18 protein-coding genes, 1 tRNA gene and 1 pseudogene (1 of these 20 cut by a window edge) are annotated in these 23,282 nt (G+C 39.5%); 9 read left to right on the top strand and 11 right to left on the bottom strand.

Annotation, left to right across the window (positions count from 1 at the left end; all coding sequences use genetic code 11):
• The 4 genes from CLV95_RS15420 to CLV95_RS15435 form a co-directional block, all read right to left on the bottom strand.
• Nucleotides 1-455: the 5' end (the start) of an elongation factor G-like protein gene (locus tag CLV95_RS15420; protein WP_002735290.1), read on the bottom strand. It extends 1,429 nt beyond the left edge of the window; only the first 455 of its 1,884 coding nucleotides appear in the window; its start codon is at nucleotides 453-455; its stop codon lies beyond the left edge, outside the window.
• 1,641 nt (nucleotides 456-2,096) lie between these two features.
• Nucleotides 2,097-2,516 carry a DoxX family protein gene (locus CLV95_RS15425; protein ID WP_026054079.1) on the bottom strand — a complete coding sequence of 140 codons (420 nt, stop codon included), beginning with the start codon at nucleotides 2,514-2,516 and terminating at the stop codon, nucleotides 2,097-2,099.
• A 225-nt stretch (nucleotides 2,517-2,741) separates the two neighbouring features.
• Nucleotides 2,742-2,921 (bottom strand): hypothetical protein, encoded by a 180-nt coding sequence (locus CLV95_RS15430; RefSeq protein WP_002735275.1) that lies wholly within the window; start codon nucleotides 2,919-2,921, stop codon nucleotides 2,742-2,744.
• A 359-nt stretch (nucleotides 2,922-3,280) separates the two neighbouring features.
• Nucleotides 3,281-4,165 carry a pirin family protein gene (locus CLV95_RS15435; RefSeq protein ID WP_002735269.1) on the bottom strand — a complete coding sequence of 295 codons (885 nt, stop codon included), beginning with the start codon at nucleotides 4,163-4,165 and terminating at the stop codon, nucleotides 3,281-3,283.
• A gap of 71 nt (nucleotides 4,166-4,236) precedes the next feature.
• On the opposite strand from CLV95_RS15435, the gene CLV95_RS15440 reads away from it, so the two are divergent.
• The 3 genes and pseudogenes from CLV95_RS15440 (at nucleotide 4,237) to tpx (ending at nucleotide 7,898) form a co-directional block, all read left to right on the top strand.
• On the top strand, nucleotides 4,237-4,710 hold the full coding sequence (locus CLV95_RS15440) for an LIC13081 family protein (RefSeq protein ID WP_002722948.1): 474 nt from the start codon (nucleotides 4,237-4,239) through the stop codon (nucleotides 4,708-4,710).
• Nucleotides 4,711-4,775: 65 nt separating this feature from the next.
• Nucleotides 4,776-6,469 (top strand): annotated as a pseudogene (locus CLV95_RS15445) (GAF domain-containing hybrid sensor histidine kinase/response regulator).
• Nucleotides 6,470-7,382: 913 nt separating this feature from the next.
• Nucleotides 7,383-7,898: a thiol peroxidase gene (tpx, locus tag CLV95_RS15450; RefSeq protein ID WP_002722926.1), complete on the top strand. Its 516-nt coding sequence runs from the start codon at nucleotides 7,383-7,385 to the stop codon at nucleotides 7,896-7,898.
• 450 nt (nucleotides 7,899-8,348) lie between these two features.
• Here the strand turns inward: tpx and thiL are convergent, their stop codons facing one another.
• Nucleotides 8,349-9,293, bottom strand: a complete 945-nt coding sequence (thiL, locus tag CLV95_RS15455; RefSeq protein ID WP_170317468.1) for a thiamine-phosphate kinase — start codon at nucleotides 9,291-9,293, stop codon at nucleotides 8,349-8,351.
• Between the two features lie 15 nt (nucleotides 9,294-9,308).
• On the opposite strand from thiL, the gene CLV95_RS15460 reads away from it, so the two are divergent.
• Nucleotides 9,309-9,938, top strand: a complete 630-nt coding sequence (locus CLV95_RS15460) for a YceI family protein (RefSeq protein ID WP_002735257.1) — start codon at nucleotides 9,309-9,311, stop codon at nucleotides 9,936-9,938.
• A gap of 161 nt (nucleotides 9,939-10,099) precedes the next feature.
• A complete protein-coding gene (locus CLV95_RS15465; protein WP_002722913.1) occupies nucleotides 10,100-10,429 on the top strand; it encodes a helix-hairpin-helix domain-containing protein in 330 nt (109 codons plus the stop codon).
• Here CLV95_RS15465 and CLV95_RS15470 read toward each other — a convergent pair.
• The 3 genes from CLV95_RS15470 to CLV95_RS15480 form a co-directional block, all read right to left on the bottom strand.
• Nucleotides 10,411-11,712: an LA_0442/LA_0875 N-terminal domain-containing protein gene (locus CLV95_RS15470; protein WP_002735221.1), complete on the bottom strand. Its 1,302-nt coding sequence runs from the start codon at nucleotides 11,710-11,712 to the stop codon at nucleotides 10,411-10,413. The genes CLV95_RS15465 and CLV95_RS15470 overlap by 19 nt on opposite strands.
• A 568-nt stretch (nucleotides 11,713-12,280) precedes the next feature.
• Nucleotides 12,281-13,324, bottom strand: coding sequence for a tetraacyldisaccharide 4'-kinase (gene lpxK / locus CLV95_RS15475; RefSeq protein WP_002735286.1), 1,044 nt, complete (start codon nucleotides 13,322-13,324; stop codon nucleotides 12,281-12,283).
• 20 nt (nucleotides 13,325-13,344) lie between these two features.
• Nucleotides 13,345-15,234 carry an ABC transporter ATP-binding protein gene (locus CLV95_RS15480; protein ID WP_002735243.1) on the bottom strand — a complete coding sequence of 630 codons (1,890 nt, stop codon included), beginning with the start codon at nucleotides 15,232-15,234 and terminating at the stop codon, nucleotides 13,345-13,347.
• On the opposite strand from CLV95_RS15480, the gene CLV95_RS15485 reads away from it, so the two are divergent.
• Entirely contained in the window at nucleotides 15,234-16,787 is a 1,554-nt protein-coding gene (locus tag CLV95_RS15485) for an ABC transporter substrate-binding protein (RefSeq protein WP_016748951.1), read from the top strand. The two genes, CLV95_RS15480 and CLV95_RS15485, sit on opposite strands and share 1 nt — an antisense overlap.
• Here CLV95_RS15485 and CLV95_RS15490 read toward each other — a convergent pair.
• On the bottom strand, nucleotides 16,765-19,191 hold the full coding sequence (locus CLV95_RS15490; RefSeq protein WP_002722977.1) for a transglycosylase domain-containing protein: 2,427 nt from the start codon (nucleotides 19,189-19,191) through the stop codon (nucleotides 16,765-16,767). The genes CLV95_RS15485 and CLV95_RS15490 overlap by 23 nt on opposite strands.
• Before the next feature lie 524 nt (nucleotides 19,192-19,715).
• Nucleotides 19,716-20,381, bottom strand: coding sequence for a protein-L-isoaspartate O-methyltransferase family protein (locus tag CLV95_RS15495; RefSeq protein ID WP_002722930.1), 666 nt, complete (start codon nucleotides 20,379-20,381; stop codon nucleotides 19,716-19,718).
• Between the two features lie 94 nt (nucleotides 20,382-20,475).
• Between CLV95_RS15495 and CLV95_RS15500 the strand changes: the two genes are divergently transcribed.
• Nucleotides 20,476-20,548 (top strand) — tRNA-Phe (locus tag CLV95_RS15500).
• Between the two features lie 16 nt (nucleotides 20,549-20,564).
• Here the strand turns inward: CLV95_RS15500 and CLV95_RS15505 are convergent.
• Nucleotides 20,565-20,807: a hypothetical protein gene (locus CLV95_RS15505; RefSeq protein WP_002722966.1), complete on the bottom strand. Its 243-nt coding sequence runs from the start codon at nucleotides 20,805-20,807 to the stop codon at nucleotides 20,565-20,567.
• Between the two features lie 115 nt (nucleotides 20,808-20,922).
• On the opposite strand from CLV95_RS15505, the gene CLV95_RS15510 reads away from it, so the two are divergent.
• Nucleotides 20,923-21,330, top strand: a complete 408-nt coding sequence (locus CLV95_RS15510; RefSeq protein WP_002722991.1) for an AAA family ATPase — start codon at nucleotides 20,923-20,925, stop codon at nucleotides 21,328-21,330.
• A 423-nt stretch (nucleotides 21,331-21,753) separates the two neighbouring features.
• Nucleotides 21,754-22,929 carry a DUF1577 domain-containing protein gene (locus tag CLV95_RS15515; RefSeq protein ID WP_002735227.1) on the top strand — a complete coding sequence of 392 codons (1,176 nt, stop codon included), beginning with the start codon at nucleotides 21,754-21,756 and terminating at the stop codon, nucleotides 22,927-22,929.
• Nucleotides 22,930-23,282 lie beyond the last annotated feature (353 nt).

Here is a 23,282-nt window from a genome sequence, read left to right on the forward strand (position 1 = left end):
ACCGCCTCTAAGTCCACAAGGGAATCTGTGATATCGATCCCTTTTCGATCCAGTTTGTTTAAGAAAAATAAAATCGGAATTTTTCGTTTCCGAAGCCATTCCACGTTTTGAAGTGTTTGAGATTTGAGTCCTTCGAAGGCGTCGATAAGAACGATTCCAAGGTCCGCGACTATGAGAGAGGCGCTCGTCTGACTTTGAAAGTCCAAATGCCCCGGGTTGTCCAAAAATTGAAATAAGACCTTGGGCTTTTTCGCATTCGGCCAAAATACGCGCGCCAAAGCGGATTGAATGGAGATCCCCCGTTCAATCTCTTCCTGGAGATAGTCGGATTCGGTGGTCCCCTCTTCGATGGTACCAGGTTTGCGAATTTTTCCAGACTCAAAGAGAATTCTCTCCAAAAGAGTCGTCTTCCCAGCGTCTATGTGAGCAAAAATTCCTACGTTTAAAATCTGCATGACGATTTTCTGAATCCTCCTCCTTTTAGGAGTTCCTACTTTTTTCCAAGGAACCAACGTTCAAATAAAACCAACGGGGAATCGTAAAGTTTTTCGAGAAGACCACAATATTTGCCCGATAGATTTCAGTGAAATAGATCGCATGGAGAAACGCAAGCATCTCGCTCCTTCATTATGTTTCTTGTGCCGAAGAACTTTTAAGATCCGTTTCAAAATCTTAGTATGGAAATTCCCACAAGAATTGAATAACAAAAAGGGCTGTTTGGAAGTCTATAACTACCTAAGAGACGTAATCCGAAAATACTTTAGTTCTCTTTGCGGTCGACTTTGTTAAGCCGTCACACATGAGCTTGTGGTGGCCAATTTAATTCATCTAAGAATCGGGCTATTGCCTGCAGAAGCGGCCCATAAAGTTGAGAAAGATTTTGGAATAGTAAGGATCAAAAAGGCACATTTTTTCAAGTGTTCCTACAAGAATGAGATTTTTTACTTGCAAAAAATACGATTTTCTGATAATGGAAAGTCCCCCAAACCTTTCTTTCCTCCTCCCAAAATTAGGGAAAACTCATGCAACGCTCTCTATAAATCATTTGCAGGTGTAAACTTTACAGTGGATTTGTCATAATTCCGACAGATTTATATTGAGATCCAAATAATTGTGGGAGATGAGAGTGTTATGCTTCGAGTTCAGAGAGCGATCAATCCATCGAGCGACCTGTCGGGAGCGAGAGCTTTCGTTTCCTCGAGTGACTCGTCGATTCAAGAATACCATACTTATAAATTGCCTTATGTTCAAGAACCATGCTAATCTATGGATCGCAGCATAATAAACGCTTTCGCATTTGTTACGCCGAACTCACGTTTTGTTAATTGAAAATCCCTACAAAACAAACGAGATCCATTCAATAAATCTTACATAACAAGGTTTTGAAAAATAGCTTAGAATTGATAAAACTCGGTTATTAAAATTTCTCTCACTAATTCCTATACAACAGGAGAATTTTAAGATAATCCCCGATAGATGCAGACTTTCGCCACTTTGTTATATAACCTTTGATGGAATTCTACTTGTTTAAAAAATAAGCGGCCTTTTTTCCTATTTTACGAAAGGTTTTTATAATGAAAAACTAATACCATTTATTTACGCGGTTTTCATTTATAACGAAATGACAACGAAAAATAAAAAATAGTTTTTCTTTTTTGAATTCACCTAAAGATTCAACTATCTAAAAAACCAATTCTCATAAACTCGATGAGTCAGAAAATAACCTATGATCGTTTGGACATTCTTAGATATTATAGAGAAATCGGTTCCACAGAAGAAATTGTTAAGCGAATACGTTTTTGCTCACGCCTCAAACCCAAAAATCATCAAACAAAGCGCATAATTTTTTCAAAGTTAATATATAGTCTTAAAATCTCAAAAAATATTTCCAAATAATCTGACAATTTCAAAAAATGTAAAATCCCTACACATTACATCGTACTAACAGTTACACCGTTTCTGTATGTTTTTTTCCATCGTTTAAAAATATAGGGTTCCTCCATTTTTTTAGGTTTTAAAAGCGATACTCAATAGAGTGAAACTTTGACGAAAGAAAATTTTCAAATTCTAAAACGTTTTTATCAAGTTGATAAACATTATACACTCTTATGTGTTTCTATATAATAATCTGCTGAAATCCTTCCCGACCCATATAAAGAAAAATGGAAAAGCAAAAGGAGAATCATAGCGGCATATGGAAGATTCGATCCAGGAGCCATAAACCCTTCCTTACCGTGGATAAATATAACCGCTCCCACCAGTACGGGAACTTGAAGAAGCGCCGCAAAACGAGTTAATAATCCCGACAAAAGCAAAATTCCTCCACAGATATGTGCAATCACTATATAATGAGCAAGTAACGTAGATGCCATAGGGGCGTTGTTCATCTCCATCAAACGAATCAACGCGTCCGTGTCGTATAAGAACTCCAGACCTTTATAAATTAAAACTCCTCCGAGATAGATTCGAAGAAAATCGACCAACCAATCCCGATGTTCTTGTAGCCAACGGTTCAAACGATCCATAGCTCACCTCCAGATTTTTAGGCTAGTGATAATCATATCTTTTTCCAAAACTTTTGCAAGGGGGAACTATCAAAATTTACTAAAAACCGCTCTTCTTGATCCTTCAGGATTAGAAGATAAACTCCATTTCGAACAAGGATACCCCTTGATTTTAGAAACTCTTTCCAAAAAACAACTCTCGATTGTTTGCGGGTTTCCCTAAATGATCCGTACAACCTAAAATTTCCAAGTTCCATCGTCCCGATCTTTTAAACTTCCTCCTAAAGAATCCAAAGAAAATAAAGATTCTCTCACAATCATAGAAGATCTAGTGTCGAAATAAACGGAACCGAAAGTTTGTAAATTAGAATTAATTGTTAAGGATTTCTTTTGAGCAGTAACAGAACTGGAATTCACTTAAAATCAGAAAAAATCGATATTGATTTAGCAAATTTATATTCAAACTAAGAGTTTGTCCCAAAACCTGAAGAAAAATATCTCTAAACGATCCGGCAAGTTTTTAAAAAACGTGAAAGTTCCCACAGAAACCGTTGTATTGAAGGTTTTTCCTGTCGTTTAAGATTGTAATAGCTCCTACATTCCTAAGGTTTTGAGACGGGCTCTAAATTGAAATAAAGGAAAAAACATAAGACCAACCCCACAATAAGAACGGAAGCCGCCAAACCAAACGGAATTTGGAAAGAAATGTTCATTCAAAATTTTGAGACTTTATGTTTTGTAAAGAAACATAAAGCTTCGCATTAGAATAAAATGTTTTACGAATTAATTGTACCCATCTTTCCGGAATGAAAATCATAAAAGGCTTGGGAAATTTCTTCCTGAGTGTTCATCACGAAAGGACCATATCTTGCAACCGGTTCACCCACCGGTTCTCCTCCGATCAAAAGAAATTGCCAATCGTTAAGGGAATTTTCCTGTAAAGAAAAACGAACATCTCCTTTGCTTCTTTCAAACCAAACCATCTCCCCTTCTCTTAAGGAGATGTTTCCTTCCTCAGTATGTAAAATGCCATCTTGGGAAAAAGGGAAGGCAAACACGTTATACGACTCAGGAACAGGAACCGTAATATCCGCGCCCGGAATTAAACGAAAATGATAGTATAAAATCGGAATTTTCGTTTCGATTATGGCTTTTGTTCCAAACACTTCTCCCGCGATAACTTTAATTTTCGTTTTTCCGTCGGACGTTTCAACTTCGGGAATTTTTTCGGAAGGAGTATCTTGATATCTAGGATGACTCATTTTTTGAGAAGAAGGTAAATTGACCCACAATTGAAAACCGTGCATCCAACCGCCGTTTTTCTGAAAATCGTTTGAAGGTAACTCAGAGTGAATCAGACCGGAACCTGCCGTCATCCACTGAACATCTCCGGATTTTAATTTTCCGTAGTTCCCCCATGAGTCCCTATGTTCCATCTCTCCGGTCAATAAATAAGTGACCGTTTCAAATCCTCTGTGCGGATGTTCCGGAGCGCCGATCGCTTTTCCGGGTTTATATTCCACAGGTCCCATTTCGTCTAATAACAGAAATGGATCTAGCTGAATTAAATCTTGAACAGGAAAGGGTCTCCGTACCGGAAAACCTCCTCCTTCGATGGTTCTCAGAGACGGTCTGATAGTTTTCACTTTTCTCAGATTCATAAATCAAGCGCTCCTCTCGCTTCTGGTCACTGTACAAATACTTTATCGAGATAAATATAGCGGTCACAATCATGATAACAACTACTGTAACTTTTTTAGTTTCATATTCTTTAGACGATGCTTTTCGATTTGTGGCAGATTTTAGAAACTTAGTTTATTGGGGAGATAGAATTTCCAACATCTCGCCAATTCCTTCCAGGAATGGAAGTCATTTTCCCGTTTATGAACTACTCTATTCTTTCGGACCTTTCAGGCTCAAAGCAAATTATTTCGCAAAGGAATGGATTCCAAATTCCCGAATGATTATGGAAATTTATAATTCGTTCATAGACCAAAGAGACATTTATACATTTCAAACTTCGAGTCGAGGAACTAAAATAACTTTTACAAATCATTCTAAACTTAAATACCCCTATCACTTCGGAGAATGGGCCTTTGCTTCAAGAATTAGAGAAAGAATTTATAAAGAAATGAGACAATTGCAGAATTGTTTATACCGAGATGGTTCCAGTTCTCCCAAACACTTTCAAATCATTCGAATTTAATTTTTCGATTCAAATTCCTCTTGCTTAATTTATTTTTTTAGAAAGAATATTCTCGATTTGAATCCATGGAAACATCTAAGAATCATTCAATTCCAATTCCGTTTAACGAAAAGGAAAGACTCGATGCCCTACATTCTTATCAAATCATAAACACGACTCCAGAAGAAAAATTCGATTCTCTTACACAGATAGCGGCCTATATCTGTGATTCTCCGATCGTACTTATTTCCTTGATCGATACGAATCGACTTTGGTTTAAATCGAAAATCGGAATGAACGTTTCCGGAATTCCACGAGACATTTCGTTCTGCCAATACACAATTATTCAAGACGAAATTTTCGAAATCGAAAACGCTTTAAACGACGAAAAATTTCAAAATAACCCCTTCGTTTTAGGACCGCCTTATATTCGTTTTTATGCAGGTACACCCCTAAAAACACCCGAAGGATTCAATGTCGGAACTCTTTGTGTATTCGACACTGAACCGAAAAGATTGGATTCCAGACAGAAAATGACTCTAAAAGTGTTATCTAATCAGATCATCGCAAACTTCGAGTTGATTAAAAAAAACCGGGAATTAGTTTCGGTCCACGAAAAAAAGGAAGAACTCCAAAAATCCAAAAGTCAATTTTTCGCGAATATGAGCCATGAAATCCGCACTCCGGTTCACGGAATCTTAGGAATCACGAGTCTGTTATCGGAAACGAAACTTCAACCGGAACAAAAAGAATACGTCGACATAATCCGAAGAAACGGCAACCTTTTACTTAGCCTTTTAAATGATATTTTAGATTTTTCTAAATTAGAATCGTCTCATATGAAAATCGAAATAATAGCCTTTGATCTTATGGATTTACTAAAGGACGTGTTCTATCTTTTTGAGACGGATGCAAAACGTAAAAATTTGGAATTCAAAATGGTCGGAGATACACTTTCTTCTTTGATCGTTTCTACGGATCCGAATCGGTTGAAACAGATTCTAGTCAACCTCATCTCAAACGCATTCAAATTCACCGAAAAAGGAAGTGTATCGATCGAGTTTGAATTCGACATCAAATCCGATTCGAAACAATGCGATATACGGATTCGGGTAAAGGACACCGGAATCGGGATACCGGAACAAAAACTAAAAGAGTTATTCCAAGCCTATAGTCAGATGGATACTTCCGTTTCGAGAAAATACGGAGGAACCGGACTCGGCCTTGCGATCAGCAAAGGTCTTGCAGAAATGATGAATTTAAAACTGACCGCACAAAGCGTCATAAATCGAGGAAGCGTTTTTGAAATTTCGGGCAGGATTCCTCTCGCTGAAAGGTCGGAAGTAAACTTCGAACCCAAAAAACCGAACCCCGATACAAACGGCGCCTCTGTTCAAGACCTAAGAATCCTTGTAGCCGAGGATAACGAAATCAATCAAATGCTGATCAAAAAAGTTTTAGAAAAGTTAGGATACAAACCGGTGATCGTCTCCAACGGGATCGAAGCACTACATCACATAGAAACAAAGGGAGCGGATGTTTTTTTCTGGATATTCAAATGCCGGAATTAAGCGGAATCGAAACTGCTAAAATTCTTACACAACATACCAATCAGTCCATTCGTCCTTATATCATTGCTATGACCGCTAACGCGAGCCCAGAGGACAAGGAGGACTGTCTGGCGTCCGGCATTAATGAATATATCAGCAAACCGTTTCGTAAAGAGGAAATCGCCGATCTACTGAATCATTTTATTGCCAGAAAGAACTCTAAAACATAGAAACAATTTCACCTCGATGCAACTTGCAATTCGATAAATCTAGGTCGACAACCTTTGAACTTTAACTTCGGCCTTTTTAACGTGAGATTGGTGAACAAATGCGAAAGCGGCTAATTATGCTGCGATCCGTAGAGAACAACACTTTAGTTTGAAAAATTCAGCCGAAGCGCTTTTTACGAAAACGTTTCAATTATCAAGTTTGCGAGCGATTCGACCAAATTTTCTTACAGCGCGTCCCTAAATCCCGTCGAGCGCCAATAGAAGCGAGACGCTTTAGTTACCCGAGCGACCCTTAGGGAGCCATAACCTTACCCACAAATACTTGGATCTGAAGATAAATCTGTCGGAATTACTACAAATCCTCTGTGAAACTTACGCCCCACCCTGATTTTGGGTGGAGGGGAGAGGCGGTGGGAAGACTCGGGAGGTTTTCTTTACCACAAAATCATACTTCTTGCAAGTAAAAAGCCTCATTCTTGTCGGAACACTTGAAAAATATCAGTTTTTGATCCTTATGATCCCAAAAGCCTTCTTAATTTGTGGGTAACGTTATGTTAGGGAGCGAACGTGCTTTAGTTTTCTACTTTGTCAGAAAGATCAAGCTGCAAGGTTCTGTCCCAGTTTTGGGACAGAACCAACCTTATATCGAATTCATGTTTTTTATTTCATAAGCGAATTTTCAGGTAACCAACATAGTCAATCCTATATACAATTTTGAATCTCGGTCAAAAATTTTTAAGCGCCGAATTTAATGTTTCGTAAAATCAATATCAGAGTCTGCCCAGCCCCAGTTTTTTCTTGCATCGAAAGATCATTTTGTAAAAAATCGGCTTTAAATTCAGACTTAAAATCCCGAGTCGTAAAACGATTCTTCGTATATTCTTTAAACATAATATTACTTAGGAAAACTTAAATGACACAAGTTACACTTAAAGGCAATCCGGTATTGTTAGAAGGAAAAATTCCTGTTCCGGGGGACAAGGCTCCTGACTTCAAAGTGATCAAACAAGATCTCTCGGAATTCAGTCTTAAAGATTACTCGGGTAAAGTGAAAATTCTCGTAGCCGTTCCAAGTTTGGACACTTCGGTCTGTGCTCTGGAAACCAGAGTATTCAACGAAAAAGCAGCAGGACTTTCCGACATTACAACTTTGATTATCTCGGGCGACTTACCCTTTGCGATGAAACGTTTTTGTTCCACGGAAGGAATCAATTCTCCGAACCTCATAACAGGGTCTCAATTTAGAGATTTCTCGTTTTCAAAAGCGTACGGAACTCATATCGCAGACGGTCCGCTCAAAGGACTCTCGGCAAGAGCGGTTTTTGTCGTGGATAAATCGGATATAGTTCGTTACGTAGAACTTGTTTCCGAAATCGGGTCGGAGCCGAATTACGAAGCGGCACTTACCGCGGCTAAGGCAGCACTGTAATCTTTACGGCTTGTTCGGATCGAATATCAAGCCGTAAAGATGATACATGAGAAAGTCAATCGAATCTCTACATAAATGAATCTTATGACAACACTTCTAATTGGAATGAGTCTTACGTTTGTTTCAAACTTCCGTTTATTTGTGTTTGTCCTAAAACCTTAACTTAGGGAAAATCAGTCGTTAACAACAAATGCAGTAGTGCGAGGAAGATTGCGTCTCTTCGGGTAGTTCATATATTATTAAATCACCTTTTCATCGTTAAATCCAGTAGGAGTTTTATAACTCTTAGATTTTAGGACAAATTCTCTATATTACTGATCCCTACATAACAGGCCGCCATGAATTTTAATAAGAACGGTCAGTTCAAGTACATCAGTACGGACTTCATTAGATTGTAAGGAACATGCGGAAATTTTCCTTTATCGATGCCGGTTTTCTTTTTTTTGAAGCTCAAAAATGTTGAAATCCGGAAAATTCAAAAACTTTCTCCGAATTTTTTTGAAAGAATTTAACTCCTTTCCAATCCTCTGTTGTTTGCCCGATTTTTGTAATATTAATTTTATCTAATGTATCCGGTAGCTCTTCCGAACTTAAAAAGATAAGTTCTAATTCTTCCCCGGAACTAAGAATCTCGCCCAAACTTAAATAAGCGGAAGAATCGGAAGGAATTTTTTCCAAATCGATTTTCAATCCGAGTTTCGAAGAGTAAGCTAACTTGGGAAGATCTTGTAAAAGTCCGTCGGTAAGATCCATGCAACAGGAAACCGGAAAACGTTTCGAAAGTTCTTTGGAGACGTTCAGTCTCGCTTTGGGAGTAAGATGTTTTTCCAAGGCAAGGTTCCGGAGCGGTTCCGGCACGTCCAAACTCTTGTTCAAAAGTTTGTAGCCAAGCAGAGAAAGACCTACCGAACCTGTGAGATAAAGAAAATCTCCGTTTTTACCACCCGAACGTTTCCAAGGTCGGGCTGTAACACCGATTAAGGTCAAAGTCAGATTGAGAGAAGGAGAGAGATACGTATCTCCACCACAGAGCTCGATATTGTAAAAAGATAAAGCGTTTTGTAATGAGGAAGAGAAAGGACGAATCCATTCTTCCTTGGAGTATTGGGAACTAAGACCTAAATTTAGGAAAGCCTTAGTCGGGACTCCGCCGCCTGCAGCGATATCGGAAACATTCACTTCCACAAGTTTCCTGGCAATTTCTTTCGGGCCGCTCCACTCGGTTCTAAAATGAGTTCCTTCGCAAATCGTATCGGTTGTAAAGATCCGACCTTCTTCGTCCAGATAACAGTCGTCAGTTTGAGCAGCTCCGGGTGGATAAAGGACACGGATAATTTCCGATTCTTTCAAATTCAAATTTTCCTTTAAAAATCTTGACTTTCTCTTTGATTTCAAATTAGTCGAAAGACTATGAAACAAATCATTCTATTCTATTGTTTGATCCTACTTCCTTTTGTCGCCGGATTTTCTCAGGACACCGGCAAAAACCAAACTTGTATATACTCGTACGATCATACGAGTACGAAGTTCGGTTGGAAAGCTTTTAAGTTTACGGAAAAAACCGGGGTCGGCGGTTCTTTTGATAAAATCCAAGTGGTCGGAACCAAATCCGGAAATTCCCCCGAAAAAGCCCTCAAAGGAATGAAGTTTACGATCGATCCGAATACGGTCAACTCCGGAAATAATGATCGAGACGCAAAGATCAAGTCCGCATTTTTTTATCCTTTGAAAAAGAATGGAAAAATCGAGGGTAAGGTCGTTTCCGCAAAATTAAATTCCGACAAAACCTCCGGGAAAGGAATGATTTCCCTGACTTTCAACGGGGTCACCAAAAATTTGAACGCAAATTTTACTCTCCAAAAAGGGACTCAGCTCAGTGCGAGTTTAAATTTGGAGCTCGGAAACTTTAAAGCTCTAACGGCGATTAACGCACTCAATGAAGTATGCAAAGATTTGCATAAAGGGAAAGACGGGGTTTCTAAACTTTGGCCGGAAGTCGAACTTACAATTTCCACTCAACTCAAGGCGGATTGTAAGTGACAAAACGAAAAGAATTGCTTTGAATTTTCTGTTGCACTTTTGGGAACATCTTTTTATCTCGCACAACCTTATTTAGAAATATGTTCAGGAATATCCCTGCTCTTAACGCGGGAACCCCGCGTTTTGAGACGTAACTACAGTAAAATTCTTACGAACAGTACATGAAAAAAAAAGAATATTCTAAATCTATCGAAAAATATTCGGAAAAATCCGATATCCTAAAAGAATTTCAAACCTTGCCCGGAGTTGGAAAATCAATCTCGATGGATTATTGGAATCTAGGTTTTAGAAGTCTAGACGAGATTCGGTTAACTGATCCGGAAAAATTGTACATTCGTTGTTGCGAACTTCACGGCGGCTATGTGGACCGTTGTATGCTTTACGTCTTCCGTTGTGTTTATTATTCCTTGAATACCAAAAAACCAAATTCGGAAAAGTTAAAATGGTGGAATTGGAAAGACACCAAAAAAATTCAGAAATTGAAACGGTAGTTAACACCGAGTTGAATATAGGTAAGAATCGTCTTGGATTCGTATAACATCGGAATCAAAATTTTCGGTCCGAAAATCTTCAGTCCGATTTGTTCCTGATTAGCATCATTGTCGGATATATAACCGGTTTGAAGAGTATTCTTTAAAGTCATGTTGCTCGTTTCCACAAATACGCTCCAATTTCCTTTCACCTTTGCGGAGAGTTTGAGATTAATTTCGGTTCCGGTTGACTTCCACCAATAGTCCAATCCGACTTGGTTGATACGAAAAGTGGCGTTTGAACCGTCGACTCTATATTCATAATTTTTAAAGGAAGACGGGCTCGCCATATCGAGATGAAGGATTTGTCCTTGAAACACAAATCGTTTTAGGAATTTCCATTCGAATCCGATTCCGAAACTGTATCCTTTATGATGACTCGAATATTCTCGAAAACTAATACGACTCGGATTGATTCCACTCGCCGTAGACGGCCCTAGACTGTCCGCTTCCTGACTTGTGCTTGTCCAAATTCTCTCGACACCCCCCAAAATTTGCAGATCCAGGATGGGATGTGGATAAGGAGTAAAACCGATGCGGGAAGAAACTTTTTGAAATTTGGTATTTGCGTTTCCAAAGATTACATTAACCGCTCTTTCACCAGACGAATTTGAACCTCCGGTTCCGAAAGCAAGAGTTTGAAATCCGTTCACGTCGATATTATGTTTCGCTTCCGTCCCTCGTAGCTCGAACGTAAAACGATTCCAAGCATACTGGATCCGAGTCGTAGAACCATTGTTTGGTGTTTTGTATGGATTGGTGAGAATTTCCACCTGCCCCGAACTACTGAAAGCCAAACCTGCATATTGAATGGTTTGATAAAAAGGTCGGAGCTCGGATTGTTCGGCTCCATTTCCGAATCCGAAAGAAACCTCGAGATGATGTCTTTTTGAATTTATAAGTTCCTGTTTCCTTTCTTCGAAACTTTTTTTCTTGGATTTCTGTTTTTCAGCAAGTTCCGCCGCTTCTTTTTCTTTTTTCCCTTGAGCTTCCTCTTTGTTTTTTGAAATCTCTTCTTTTTTAAAGATAGGATCCGCAATTTTAGTAAAAGAAATTTTTCGAATGACCGATTTCTGAAAAACCTTCGTCGTCCCATCCGTGAGTTTAAAAGTGACGGTTTCCTTATCCTGGTTGATGATGTTTCCTACCACCTGCTTGCCGGATTTCAAAAGAAGAACTTCGCTCCGAAGTGAAACAGATGAAATCAGAAAAACGAAGATCGAAGATGAAATAATTTTTTTCATAAGTTTGTTTATCGGAGGTACAGTATCGAGGAATATTAACATATCGTTTGAATTCTGCAATTCGATTTAAATTTCTAAGAATGAAATTTCAGTCGAAAAGAATCCGAAATTATCTTTTCCGACGGCCCGGCCGCGATCCATAAAAAGCGGCGTCACGTCTAAATTCTCGGAATGATCCGTAAAAGCAACGTACCAAATTATTCGAAACAATTGTTATCAAAAGTTAAAATTGTATGAGTATCTATATCTTGAAATCATATCATATTTCTATAACACTCATAAGACTTATGTGAACTCTCACAATGAGAAAGACGTTTCTCGTCGCATTTTGGATAAGGCGGATTTCACCTAACTAAATTTCGGAACATAAGAGCGGGGTAATAAAACTATTTTAGGAAATTCTGAAGATAGATCCTAATGAGTCTCGTCATTTCATCCGCGCTCGAATTTGAAAAGATTGAAAAGCAATTTCAAGAATACTTTAGCCTTGCTTAAAATACAAATTCCGGTTACTCTAAGAAATTTTTCGGTCGTATCCGGAACAGGTAAAATTTGATCCTTAAGAGAATCAAAACGTTTCCGACATAAGCCTCTTCTTGAGAAAAGAACCGAGCTTTTCTTCCTTATCGAGTTTACTTTCTAAGAGAAGAATTCTTAAATTTTTCGGGGATTTCGAAATTTTGATAAAATCCTTTTCGGTGCAAACGAGATAATCGTAACTACTTGCAATCGTATTCAGAACGTTTTCATCTTCAATCGTATAAGAATGATGATCTCGAAACGTTCTGGTTTCCAATTTGACCGGTTGAAATTTTCGAATCATCGAAAAGAAAATTTCCGGATTTCCGATTCCGGTAAACGCATACACTTTTTTATCGTGGAATATTTTCGGAGAATCCATTTGCAAATCGGGGGATAAAAGTTTATCCGGCTCCAAAGAAAAACGAAGAATTCTTTTCGAGAACTTCTTTTGAATATTCTGCACGATCCTCTCCGCGGAAAGTTCGTATTTTGAGAATACGACCCAATCCGCCCTTAGCAGAGAAGAAATCGGTTCTCTCAGACTTCCTGCAGGGATCAAAAAACGTTCCTTGCAAATCCTACTCGAATCCAATAAAACGATATCCACGTCTCTTTTCAAAGCGTGATGCTGAAATCCGTCGTCCAAAATTACGATCGGATTTTCCTTCATTTTCAATTCTTCCTTAAAACGGAGATAAGTGGAATGTCTATCTCTTCCGATCCAAACCTCGGCAAACGGAAGATGTTTTTTTAAAAGAAGAGGTTCGTCTCCAGCTTCCCTTGGAGAGGATCGTCGTGAAACTCTATGTCCATGTTTGGATCCCGTCGCACCGTAACCTCTGGACAAAAGAACGATTTTTTTTTCGGGAAATTTTTTATGGATCAGTTTTGCGAGATAAATCGAAAACGGGGTCTTTCCGGTTCCGCCCATGGAAATATTTCCGACGCTGATTACAAAAGCTCCGGAAAGTTTTTTCTTTTCGGTAAGCTTTTGATCGAATAAAAAGAGAATACGATAAATAAAGGAAAGCACATAAAGAATCGGAAACAAGGCTACGTGCAAAAGTGGAAGAGGATTAAACGATTTCATGAGCAAGAATGTTTTTTACATTATACACTTTCCGAGAATTCGACAAACTGGATGTCGTAGAGCTTTTTATATTTACCGTCAAGTCGGATCAGTTCCGCATGTGTGCCGGATTCCACTATCCTTCCATCTTCCATCGCAAAGATGGTGTTTGCAATTTGTACCGTGGAAAGTCTATGGGCGATAATGATTACGGTTCTATTTTTGTAAAGAGACTCCAGAGCTTGCTGAACCAATCTTTCAGATTCCGTGTCAAGCGCCGAAGTCGCCTCGTCCAAAATCAGAATTTCCGGATTGAGAAGTAAAGCACGAGCGATCGCGATTCTTTGTCTTTGACCGCCCGAAAGCATTACTCCACGTTCCCCCACAATCGTATCAAAACCTTCTTCAAAGGAAAGGATGAATTCCATCGCAAACGCCTGTTCGCAAGCAGAACGAAGTTGTTCTTCGGTCACACTTTGATTTCCGTAGCAGATATTTTCACGAATCGTTCCGTTGAATAAAAAGACCTGTTGCGCCACGATTCCGATCCTCTTGCGAAGATTACTCAGGTCCAATTCTCGGATATCGATGCCATCGATGAAAATTTGTCCTTCCTGAGGATCAATCAATCTCGGAATAAGATCAACTAACGTGGATTTTCCAGCTCCTGATGCGCCCACCAAGGCGACGGTTTCCCCTTTCGGAATCTCCAGATTGATTTCCTGAATTGCAGGAGTTTTGGCACCCGGGTACGTGAAGGTTACGTTGTTAAACGACAATCCCTTCTCCATTTTTTTTAGGAACTTGGGACTTACTGGATTTTGAATGTCCGTCTCTTGATCCAATAATTCGAACACACGACTTCCCGCCGAAATCGCGCTTTGAATCGAATTGGAAAGCATACTCATTTGTTTGAACGGTCTCATCAAAAAAATCAGAGTTAAAAAGAACGCCATAAACATTCCGCGAGAGAATGTTCCATCTTCCATGAGATACGCTCCGAAACTCAGGAAGACCACGGCTACGATCGAACTAAATAATTCCGTCAGAGAAGGCCCAACTTGATGATAAAAATGACCTTTGAAAGTTTTATCGGAAAGGTCCTGATTGAATTCCCAAAAACGTTTCGCTTCCGCCTTCTCCATGGAAAAGGCACGGATCACTCTAATTCCGGAAATCACTTCCTGTAAGTGTCCGTTTAACGAAGAAAGACGTTCCTGTTGATTACGGGTCGCCCTACGAATCTTGTCGGCGAACGCAGAGACCGGACCCATCACAATTGGAACCACGATGAAAACCGCTAGGAACATCTTCCAACTCAGATATAAGAGAAGAAGTAGATGTGTGACGATGTAAAAGAAATCGATGATCGCATCCTTCAAATCCGAACTAATCAATCTACCGAGAACTTCCACATCGTTAATGATTCTACTCATTAAAATTCCCGTTTTTTCTTGTACGAAGTGATTGAGAGGAAGAGTCTGAGCCTTAGCATACAATTCCGCCCTTAGATCCCGAATCGCGAGATAACCCGCCGAATTAATGCAGTAAATCGCCGCCGCGAGAAAAGTGAGTTTTAAAAGATAGACGGGAAAAACGACAAAACAAAAAAGTAAAACGAGTTGGTCATGGCTCATATTCTTCAAGGAAGAATTGAGCCGTATCTTCCACTCCGCAAGTCGAAGCTCGATCGATTCGGTTCTGGAGAAAGAATCTTTTTCCTGCAAACGCTGCAACAGAGCTTTATCCTTTTTGGTCAAAGAGATTTCGAAATTCGTTTTTTCTCCGGTGCCAAGAGAATCGAAAATCGGAATCAAGGAAGTAAGAGAAGCCCCATTTAAAACCGAAACGAAAAAAGAGAGTACGATTCCTGAAGTTAATCTGTATTTGTACTTGAAGGAATACTTTAGGAGCCGTTTATAGATGTTCATTGGACAGGTTTAGTCTTTTGAATACTTCTCTAACCTTTTTTGCAGGAATCCTTGTTTTGTCCTTTCTTTTTTCCGATTGCGGTTTCAGGGAAGAGGACCCGGAAGAATTGATTCTTTCCATACCTTCGGACCCAATTAGTTTGGACCCGTTATTTTCCACTGATTTATCTTCCCGTACTGTCGGAAAATTTTTATATCCATTTTTATTTCAAAAAACTCCGGAAGGTAAGCCCGCATATCAACTCGTCGAATCGTTTCGCTTGTTCGGTACAGGAGAAATCCGTTCTCTCAAACTTAAACTCAGATCGCATCTTTTATCCAACGGCGAAGAATTAAGAGCGGGACAAGTTCGAGAATCTCTACTCAGACTCATAACCACTCCCAGTCCGAGAAAAAATCAATACGAATTTATTAAAGAAATCAACGTTCTCGGTCCAAAGGAAATTGAACTGAAAATCTCCGGAGGACTCAGACAGGCAATAGACGCTCTCTCCCTTCCTCCCGCCGGAATTGTTTGTTGCATAAACGGGGACGATAAAAAATTGAAAGCGGATTCTTTTGAAGCATTAGAAAAAAACGATATAAATTCGATTCCAAAAGCGGGTAAATACCTTCTTAAAGAATGGAAAAAGAATAATTACGTCCTTCTTGAAAAAAATCCGTACACAATCGAAAACCTTCCTAAAAGAATTCGACTAAGGATCTTAGCGTCGGCTTCCACCGGAATTTTTTTGTTTTCCAAGGGAAAGATGGATCTGATGCGTCTGCCGAATTTTCTACTCAAAAACCCTCATATCAAAAAGGAGAATCTCCGGTTTCGGAAAGGACAAGGAGTTCAATATATCGCAATTCGGGCAAAGGAGCCTTGTTTCGACGAGAACTTTAGAAAAGCCTTAAATACGGTCGTTGACCCGAACCTAGTGATCCGAAAATTGTTGGAGGGGAATGCCGATCCCACATTCGGTCCGGTTCCACCCGGAAGCATATCACAAACGGAGATGCGGAAAATTATCTCGGAAAATCCAGAAATTCTTTCGATACAAACTCATTCTTGGGAGAAGGCCGAGGAATACTTGAAAAAGTCCATTTGTTATCCGGAAATACTCGAAAAAGAAATCGATTTTAGAATGCGCGGCGACGAGGAAAATAACGCGAATGGGTTGGCGTTGGCGGGATTTTTAAGAGAACTCGGATTGAAAATAAAAATCCGCCCGATGGAAAAAGCGATCCTTTATAAGGAAAACGCGGAAGGTAAAGGTGATCTAACGTTGCTTTTTTGGTACGCGGATTTACCCGGAGCCTGGCACTTTATCGATCCGCTGTTTTCAGGAAAGGACAAAGGCAACGGAGGAAACCGAGCGCACTACGAAAATCAGGAACTCGAAGCTATAATCTCGAGAGCGCGAAATTTGGATTCCTTGAATTCGGAAACGACCAAAGCTTTGCAAATTCTTCTCAGAGAAAATCCTTGGATTTATCTTTGGTCACCGCATGAGACTTTTCTAATATCCGAAAAGGGAAAACGTTATTCTAATTTGGAGGATTATCTGTAACTTCCGGAAGTTCAAGTTCGACAGAATCCGCGTCGCTCTCTTCCCCTTGAGGAAGAATCGTTTTTTCGGTAGTAACCGTCTCCGACTCTTGTGTGAAATTTTCCGAAGCTGCAGGAACAGGAGCGGAAGGTTGTTCACCGATATAATAGTACTGACCATACAAGGGATACAGACAAGGGACGGACGAATGCAGAAGCAAGCCGGTCTCTCCACATACATCGACTCTCACAAAATCGCCGTTAAACGGCTTGACGAGCGTTTCTGAAAATCCAATGTTTTTTGCGATATAGCTCACATAACGAAACCAGACGTTTCCGCTGATTCCAGAACCCGAACCTTCAAACGGAGCACCCACGTCGTTACCGATCCAGACTGTTGTAACTAAATCGGGATTCACACCGGCAAACCAGGCGTCTCTTACTCCCTTACGGGATCCCCATTTTTTACGGACTTCTTTTGGAGACTGAACTGTTCCCGTTTTACCGCCCATCGGAAAAAAGTCTTCGTCTTTCAATTTAAGTTTCATCGTTCCTTGTTCGCTTAATACCGCTTCTAAAAGATTGATCGTTTCCGCACAAGCAACCGGATCTAAGACCTGAATCGCTTCATTCGGATCTTTCAAAGGTGTGGAAAACATTTCACTTCCTTCAAAATCCGTAATTCTTAGGATTTGAACGGGGGTAACTTTTTTTCCTCCATTTGCAATCGTTGCATAAATCAAAGCAAGTTCCATCGGCGACAATTCTCCCGAGCCGAGAGCCAAAGAAAGATTCGGTTGGAATCTTTTTTCAAGAGTCGCCTTGTCTATATCCAAGATCGTCGCAATTTTTTCCAAAAAGTCGTTCACACCAAATTCGTTTAACAATTTCACCGCAATCGTATTGACCGATTGTGCAAACGCGATTCTGGCGGTGATTTCCCCTTTATAACCTTTGTACCAATTTCTCGGAGAATAACCTCGGATGTTAATTTCCTCATCCACAACAGTGGACGAAGGAGTAATAATCCTATTTTCAAACGCGATTGCGTAAATTAAAGCCTTGATTGTGGAACCGGGTTGTCTGAGCGCGGAGACCGCTCGATTAAGTCTAAATATATTAGAGATTTTGTAACTACCAACCATCGCCTCGACATAACCGTTTCCGGGATTGATTGAAATCAAAGATCCGTTCATGTTATCTATGATGGATTGTTGAACTCTTACCTCTTCCGAATTACCTTTTTTCACGTAGGCGGCCTTTACATCGTTCAGTTTTTTACGGACGGATTCGATCCCTTCTCTTAAGGACTTTTCGGCGACGTTTTGTTTATCGTAGTCAAGAGTTGTATAAACGTTCATCCCTCTGGTTTCGATATCGATCTCTGAAAATGTATCCAAAATACGCTGGCGGATTCCGTAATTAAAATCGGGGGCAAGGTTGACTGTAAAGTCCTTATCAAAACCGTATCTAGCGATATCGGAAGAATAAAATTCCTTCTCTCCGTCTTTTGTGAGTTCGACATTGTAGAAGGTTTTGAATTTTTTTAGATTTGCATCGATCTTTTTAGAGAAGTTCCTTTCAATACCGGAAGGATCAGGATGCAGATGTTGATTTTCGGACATAGGAGTAAGAACCAACTTTTGTCTTTTGAGAGCGGTCTTTAAACTTCGAACAGGATTGTAGTTGGAAGGCGCCGGAATGATCCCGACGAGCATAGCCGCTTCTTCCGGAGTGAGTTCGGCGGCAGCCTTATTGAAATAGTAACGACTAGCCTCCTCCACTCCTGTATTTCCCTCGCCTAAGAAAATCCGATTGAGATACATGGAAAGAATCGTATTCTTGTCAAACTTACTCTCAAGATAAAAGGTACAATAGAATTCCGTAATTTTATTAAAGATATTTCTGGCTCCCAGATCCAAAGTCAGTTTTGCGAGCTGCTGGGTAATCGTGGACCCGCCCTGTTTTTGAAAAGTGGTGAGATTGATAATGATTGCCCGTAAAAGCGCGGCGTAATTGATTCCGTGATGATTGTAAAATTCCCTATCTTCGGAAGAAAGAAGCGCCCAAATGATGTTCCCGTGTTCTGCGAGATTGTCAGTGCGGATCGGTTTAAACTTTCTCCTCGAAAATTCCCCGATTAATTTTCCGTTTCGATCCAAAATTCGGATAGGACGAATCTGACTAACTTCGTAATAATTTGTGACTTCGTTTTTGAATTTATCCAGATTGGAAACAATTTCGTCCTTTTTAGTTAACCAAACCACGTAAGAACCGCCAATCAAAAAAGAAACGAGCGCGATGATAACAATGATCGCATAACGGAATATGAATCTCCAATACGCTTTTATGAAAAGGAAAAAGCCCACAAAACCTTTCTTGAGCGCATTAAAAATGGAGAATATTTTGTCATTACCGAATGCCATCGCCTGTCCTAAAATCCAATATTCTACGAAAGATCATCTCAAAAAGAAGCTTTCATCCCTTCGCACTAGGTTTTGAAGCAACAAAAAAATTTTTGAGACGAAATCCTACAAGAGGGATCCGAAATTGAAATTATCACGACTTACTCAATTTCCCTTTGGAAACGGTTCATTACCTTTTCAGACCTCAGAGAAAGACAATAGAAACGATCGTATCTTTGTAAAGTATTAGAAATTTTCCGAAATAGAATTCCGGCCAAAACTTAGGCTTAGGCACCCGCCGTGAAATTTAAGCCAAACGAAAATTACTGAATGCGGTTTATCGGTAGTGCTCCACTGGCTACGATTATCTCGCTTTTTATGAATCGCCGCGGAAGAACTCAAGCCGCCACGGCTTCTTACGGCGGCAGGATTTCGAGCAAGTTCTAAACAGAATAGCGGATTTTAGAATAACAAAAGACGTGCCTCATCGGATAGTTTACCATTCGCATCAAAAGTTACTTGAAGGTAGGATTCCGAAAAAAAGTTTAAAGTAAGGGAACGAATTTCACTTCACACTTAGATTCAAAAGACCAATCGTTCCAATTTCTTCTTGCGGTTATTAAAAATTGTTTTTTCTTTCCCATAGGAAAAATAAAAAAACCTCCCGGGACCAGGGAGTGAAAGTAGGAACTTTCCACGCCGGGAAGATCGGGAAGAGCGGCGCAGGAAATCATCTTATCAAATTGAAGTTCAGGTTTGAGAACTTGAGTTGCATTTCCGCTAACAAAACGGTTTGTTCGAGTACAACCCGGATTCCAGAGTTCTAAATTTTGAATCGCGATTTTATGAAGAGATTCAAAGAACTCAACGGAGAATAACTTCGCTCCAAGAAAAATTAAAACGGCGCTTTGATAACCGGAGCCAGTACCGATTTCGAAAATTCGATCGCCCTTTCGAACTTCAAGAAGCAGAGACATCCATGCGACCATGAACGGTTGTGAAATCGTTTGATGATATCCGATCGGTAAAGGTTTGTCGTCATACGCTTGCGAAACGTGGGAATCAGGTACAAAACATTCTCTTGGAATCGAACGCATCGCAGAGAGAACTTTTTTATTACGAATTCCTCGAGAAACGATTTGGAAATCGACCATATTCTTTCTCTCTTTTTCACGAAGAATCGGATTACAAATCTTAGATGAAAAAGACATGGATCTCTCCCTAACAATGATCCGGGGAGAATGAGTAGCTTCGGATCTTTTTCGTTGACAGTGAAGGCTGTTTTTCTACGCTGTTCCTGGGTTCGGCCTTGTAGCTCAGTCGGTAGAGCAGAGGACTGAAAATCCTTGTGTCGGGAGTTCGATTCTCTCCGAGGCCAGAACTCACTATCTTTTTTACCGGGCCGTTTTTCTTTCTTCCCCTAACTTCCAAAGTTCCGCAAAAACGATTTCGTCGATTACTTTACAAAGTTCCGGTTTATATAATTTTTTAACCGGAGGTTTTGGATAGATATGAATTTCGTCCGTGTCGGGAATGTAAGTCATCATCTTTTGAATCTGATCTTCGCCTTCCACTTCGTACATTGTATAAGACATTCCTTTGGATGGAATAACTTGTTCCGTTTCTAAATATTTCATTCTATTGTATTCGTGCTCTTCCGAAATGCGAAAGAATTTCCTGCTGGATGTTTCTTATAGGCTAATCAAATTCAACGTATTTGTAAAGTAAAAGAACGTGGAAAAATCCTTCATCTTGCTCAGAGGTCTACCGGGGGCCGGTAAAAGTACACTCGCCAAACTCTTATCCGAAAATGGGAGATATCCCATTTTCAGCGTGGACGACTATTTTACAGATCCCAAAACGAAAGAATACAACTTCGATCATAAGAAGAACCACCTCGCATACAAATACTGTGAGGAACGAGCTCGTAAAGAAGCGGAAAACGGAACCTCGAAAATATTCTTGGATAATACGTTCACTCTTTCTTGGGAAATGAAGCCCTACTTTCAAATCGCATCCCAATTCGGATATACGGTTTTTGTAGTCACCGTGGAAAACTATCATAACGGAAAAAATACCCATTTCATCAACGATGAATCCTTGAAAAAGATGGCCTCAAAATACAAAGTTCGCCTCCTACCCGAAAATTCTTTAGAATGAAAGTTTTTATAGTCCTATGTCTCTTATATATGCACCACATAATCTGCCATTTTTTAGTGATTTCAAAATCTATCATAAAATCTTAAGAAAAATCATTCAGCAAGTTTCCAACAACACAGTAATTCCCATAGATTACCGCCCTTCGGTGCTTTATAGTGCCCTAAGATTTAGGGATTGCCTCGAAATATTCCGACATAACGAGCATCGGATCTTGGAAACACAAAATCAAATAACGCGGATATAAAAAGAGAATTCAATTCCGAACTCTTTTTCTCCCCTTTTCTTTTTCAAGAGGAGTGATTTTATTCCCGTAAAACTATCGATTCTATAATTTGAGAATTCATATAATAAATTTTATATTTACCGAATTACAATTCATTCTATACAAGACGTCTATACTTTGTCTTGAGTAAGGATTTGATGATGAGTTCAATGAATGGTACAAAACTGAAAAATCGGGATTTAGATGTCATAAATTCTCCGGAACAAAGAAAACATATTATTGAAAAACATTTATTAAAACAGAGTTTGAATATAAGAGGAAACGACGGGGAAACGGCTACCATTCAGAAATACGTGGACGACGGAGAAAAAATCGTAGTGGAGTTATCGAATAAAAAGGAATTTTCGGAAAACGAGGAAATCGTTTTGTATCGAATCCTCGCCAAGTACGTTCAATTAGAATGTAGCTTTTTGAGAAGGCTCAATTCAAAACTTGTGGAATTCAATGTAAACAAAATTTCGATCGCCAAATCCAACCGCGCATTTCCACGTTATACTGTCCCCGACGATGCGGTACACGTCACGAACATCAATTCTTCCAAAACAGTCATCGACGCGTCTTTGTTTAACATTCCTACTTTGGTTAAGGTCAGTTTTGAAGATTACAAAGTGAAATTAAAGCCGGACAATCTCGGTTTGATTGAAATAGACGTTTTTAAATCCGATCAGAGCGATAAATTCGAATTGGTCAAACGAAGTAAAAAATATATTCACATTGAAAACACTTCTCTGGAAGAATCCTATACATCCAAGAACGAAAACCAAATCAGTGTGGAAGACGATATTCACGAGGAAATCGCTTCTCTGATGAAAAAATATAAGGACGAGAAAATTATTTCGGAAATAATATATCCGGTCATTTATATCAATCACTCTAGACAATCCATCCCTCTCGGTTATATTTGGGTCAGAAATAGGGAAAAAATTCTAGGTAAAGACACGATCCAAAAATTAGCCGAACTTTCCAAAGAAATGGTCGCTCGCATTAAAGAGTCCAACACTGTTTTAAGCACGGAAAAATTTCAGGTCATAGACATTTCCAATAACGGTATCTGCATTAAAATTACGGATCCTCATTTAATCCAAACTCTTCCCAAACATACAGGATTCGTCTTCGACATTTACATTCGTATGCAAGGATATTTTAAAGTTTTCGGAGCGATTCGTTGGATTTCTTACGACGAAGTTGGTAACCTAATTTTGGGCCTGGAATTGGTAGGTAAGTCCTCTTTTCCTGGAGAAAGAGAAAAGTTTTATAAAAACATCGAACTTTTAAGTCAAGGACAAATTACCGGTTTGAAAACCAACACGATTTGACTGTTTCTATTTAAATATAGTATGATTTTTGAATTCGTTTCAGCATATGTAAAAATTCAAAGCCCGTCTCAAATCTCTGATTTTTTTTGATACGAGTTCGTTTCCAAAACTCCGTTCCAAAACCCGAAAAGAAATCAGTTATAACCATTCAACATTTTAGTGGGTAGTGTAACCTGTAGCATCCTAGAAAAAGTTGTCAGGAAGAGGAAGGTGCCATGACAACGAACAAACGTTACAGCGAATCATTCAAGAGGAAAGTCGTAACCGCACGTAGGTCGGGACAACCTGCGTTAGTCGTTGCTTTAGCGGAAAAAGCTTCTCTCAGGTTACACAAGAAATTTCGCAATCTACAG

The sequence above is a fragment of the Leptospira borgpetersenii serovar Javanica genome (assembly GCF_003046425.1).
Taxonomy (GTDB): Bacteria; Spirochaetota; Leptospiria; order Leptospirales; family Leptospiraceae; genus Leptospira; species Leptospira borgpetersenii.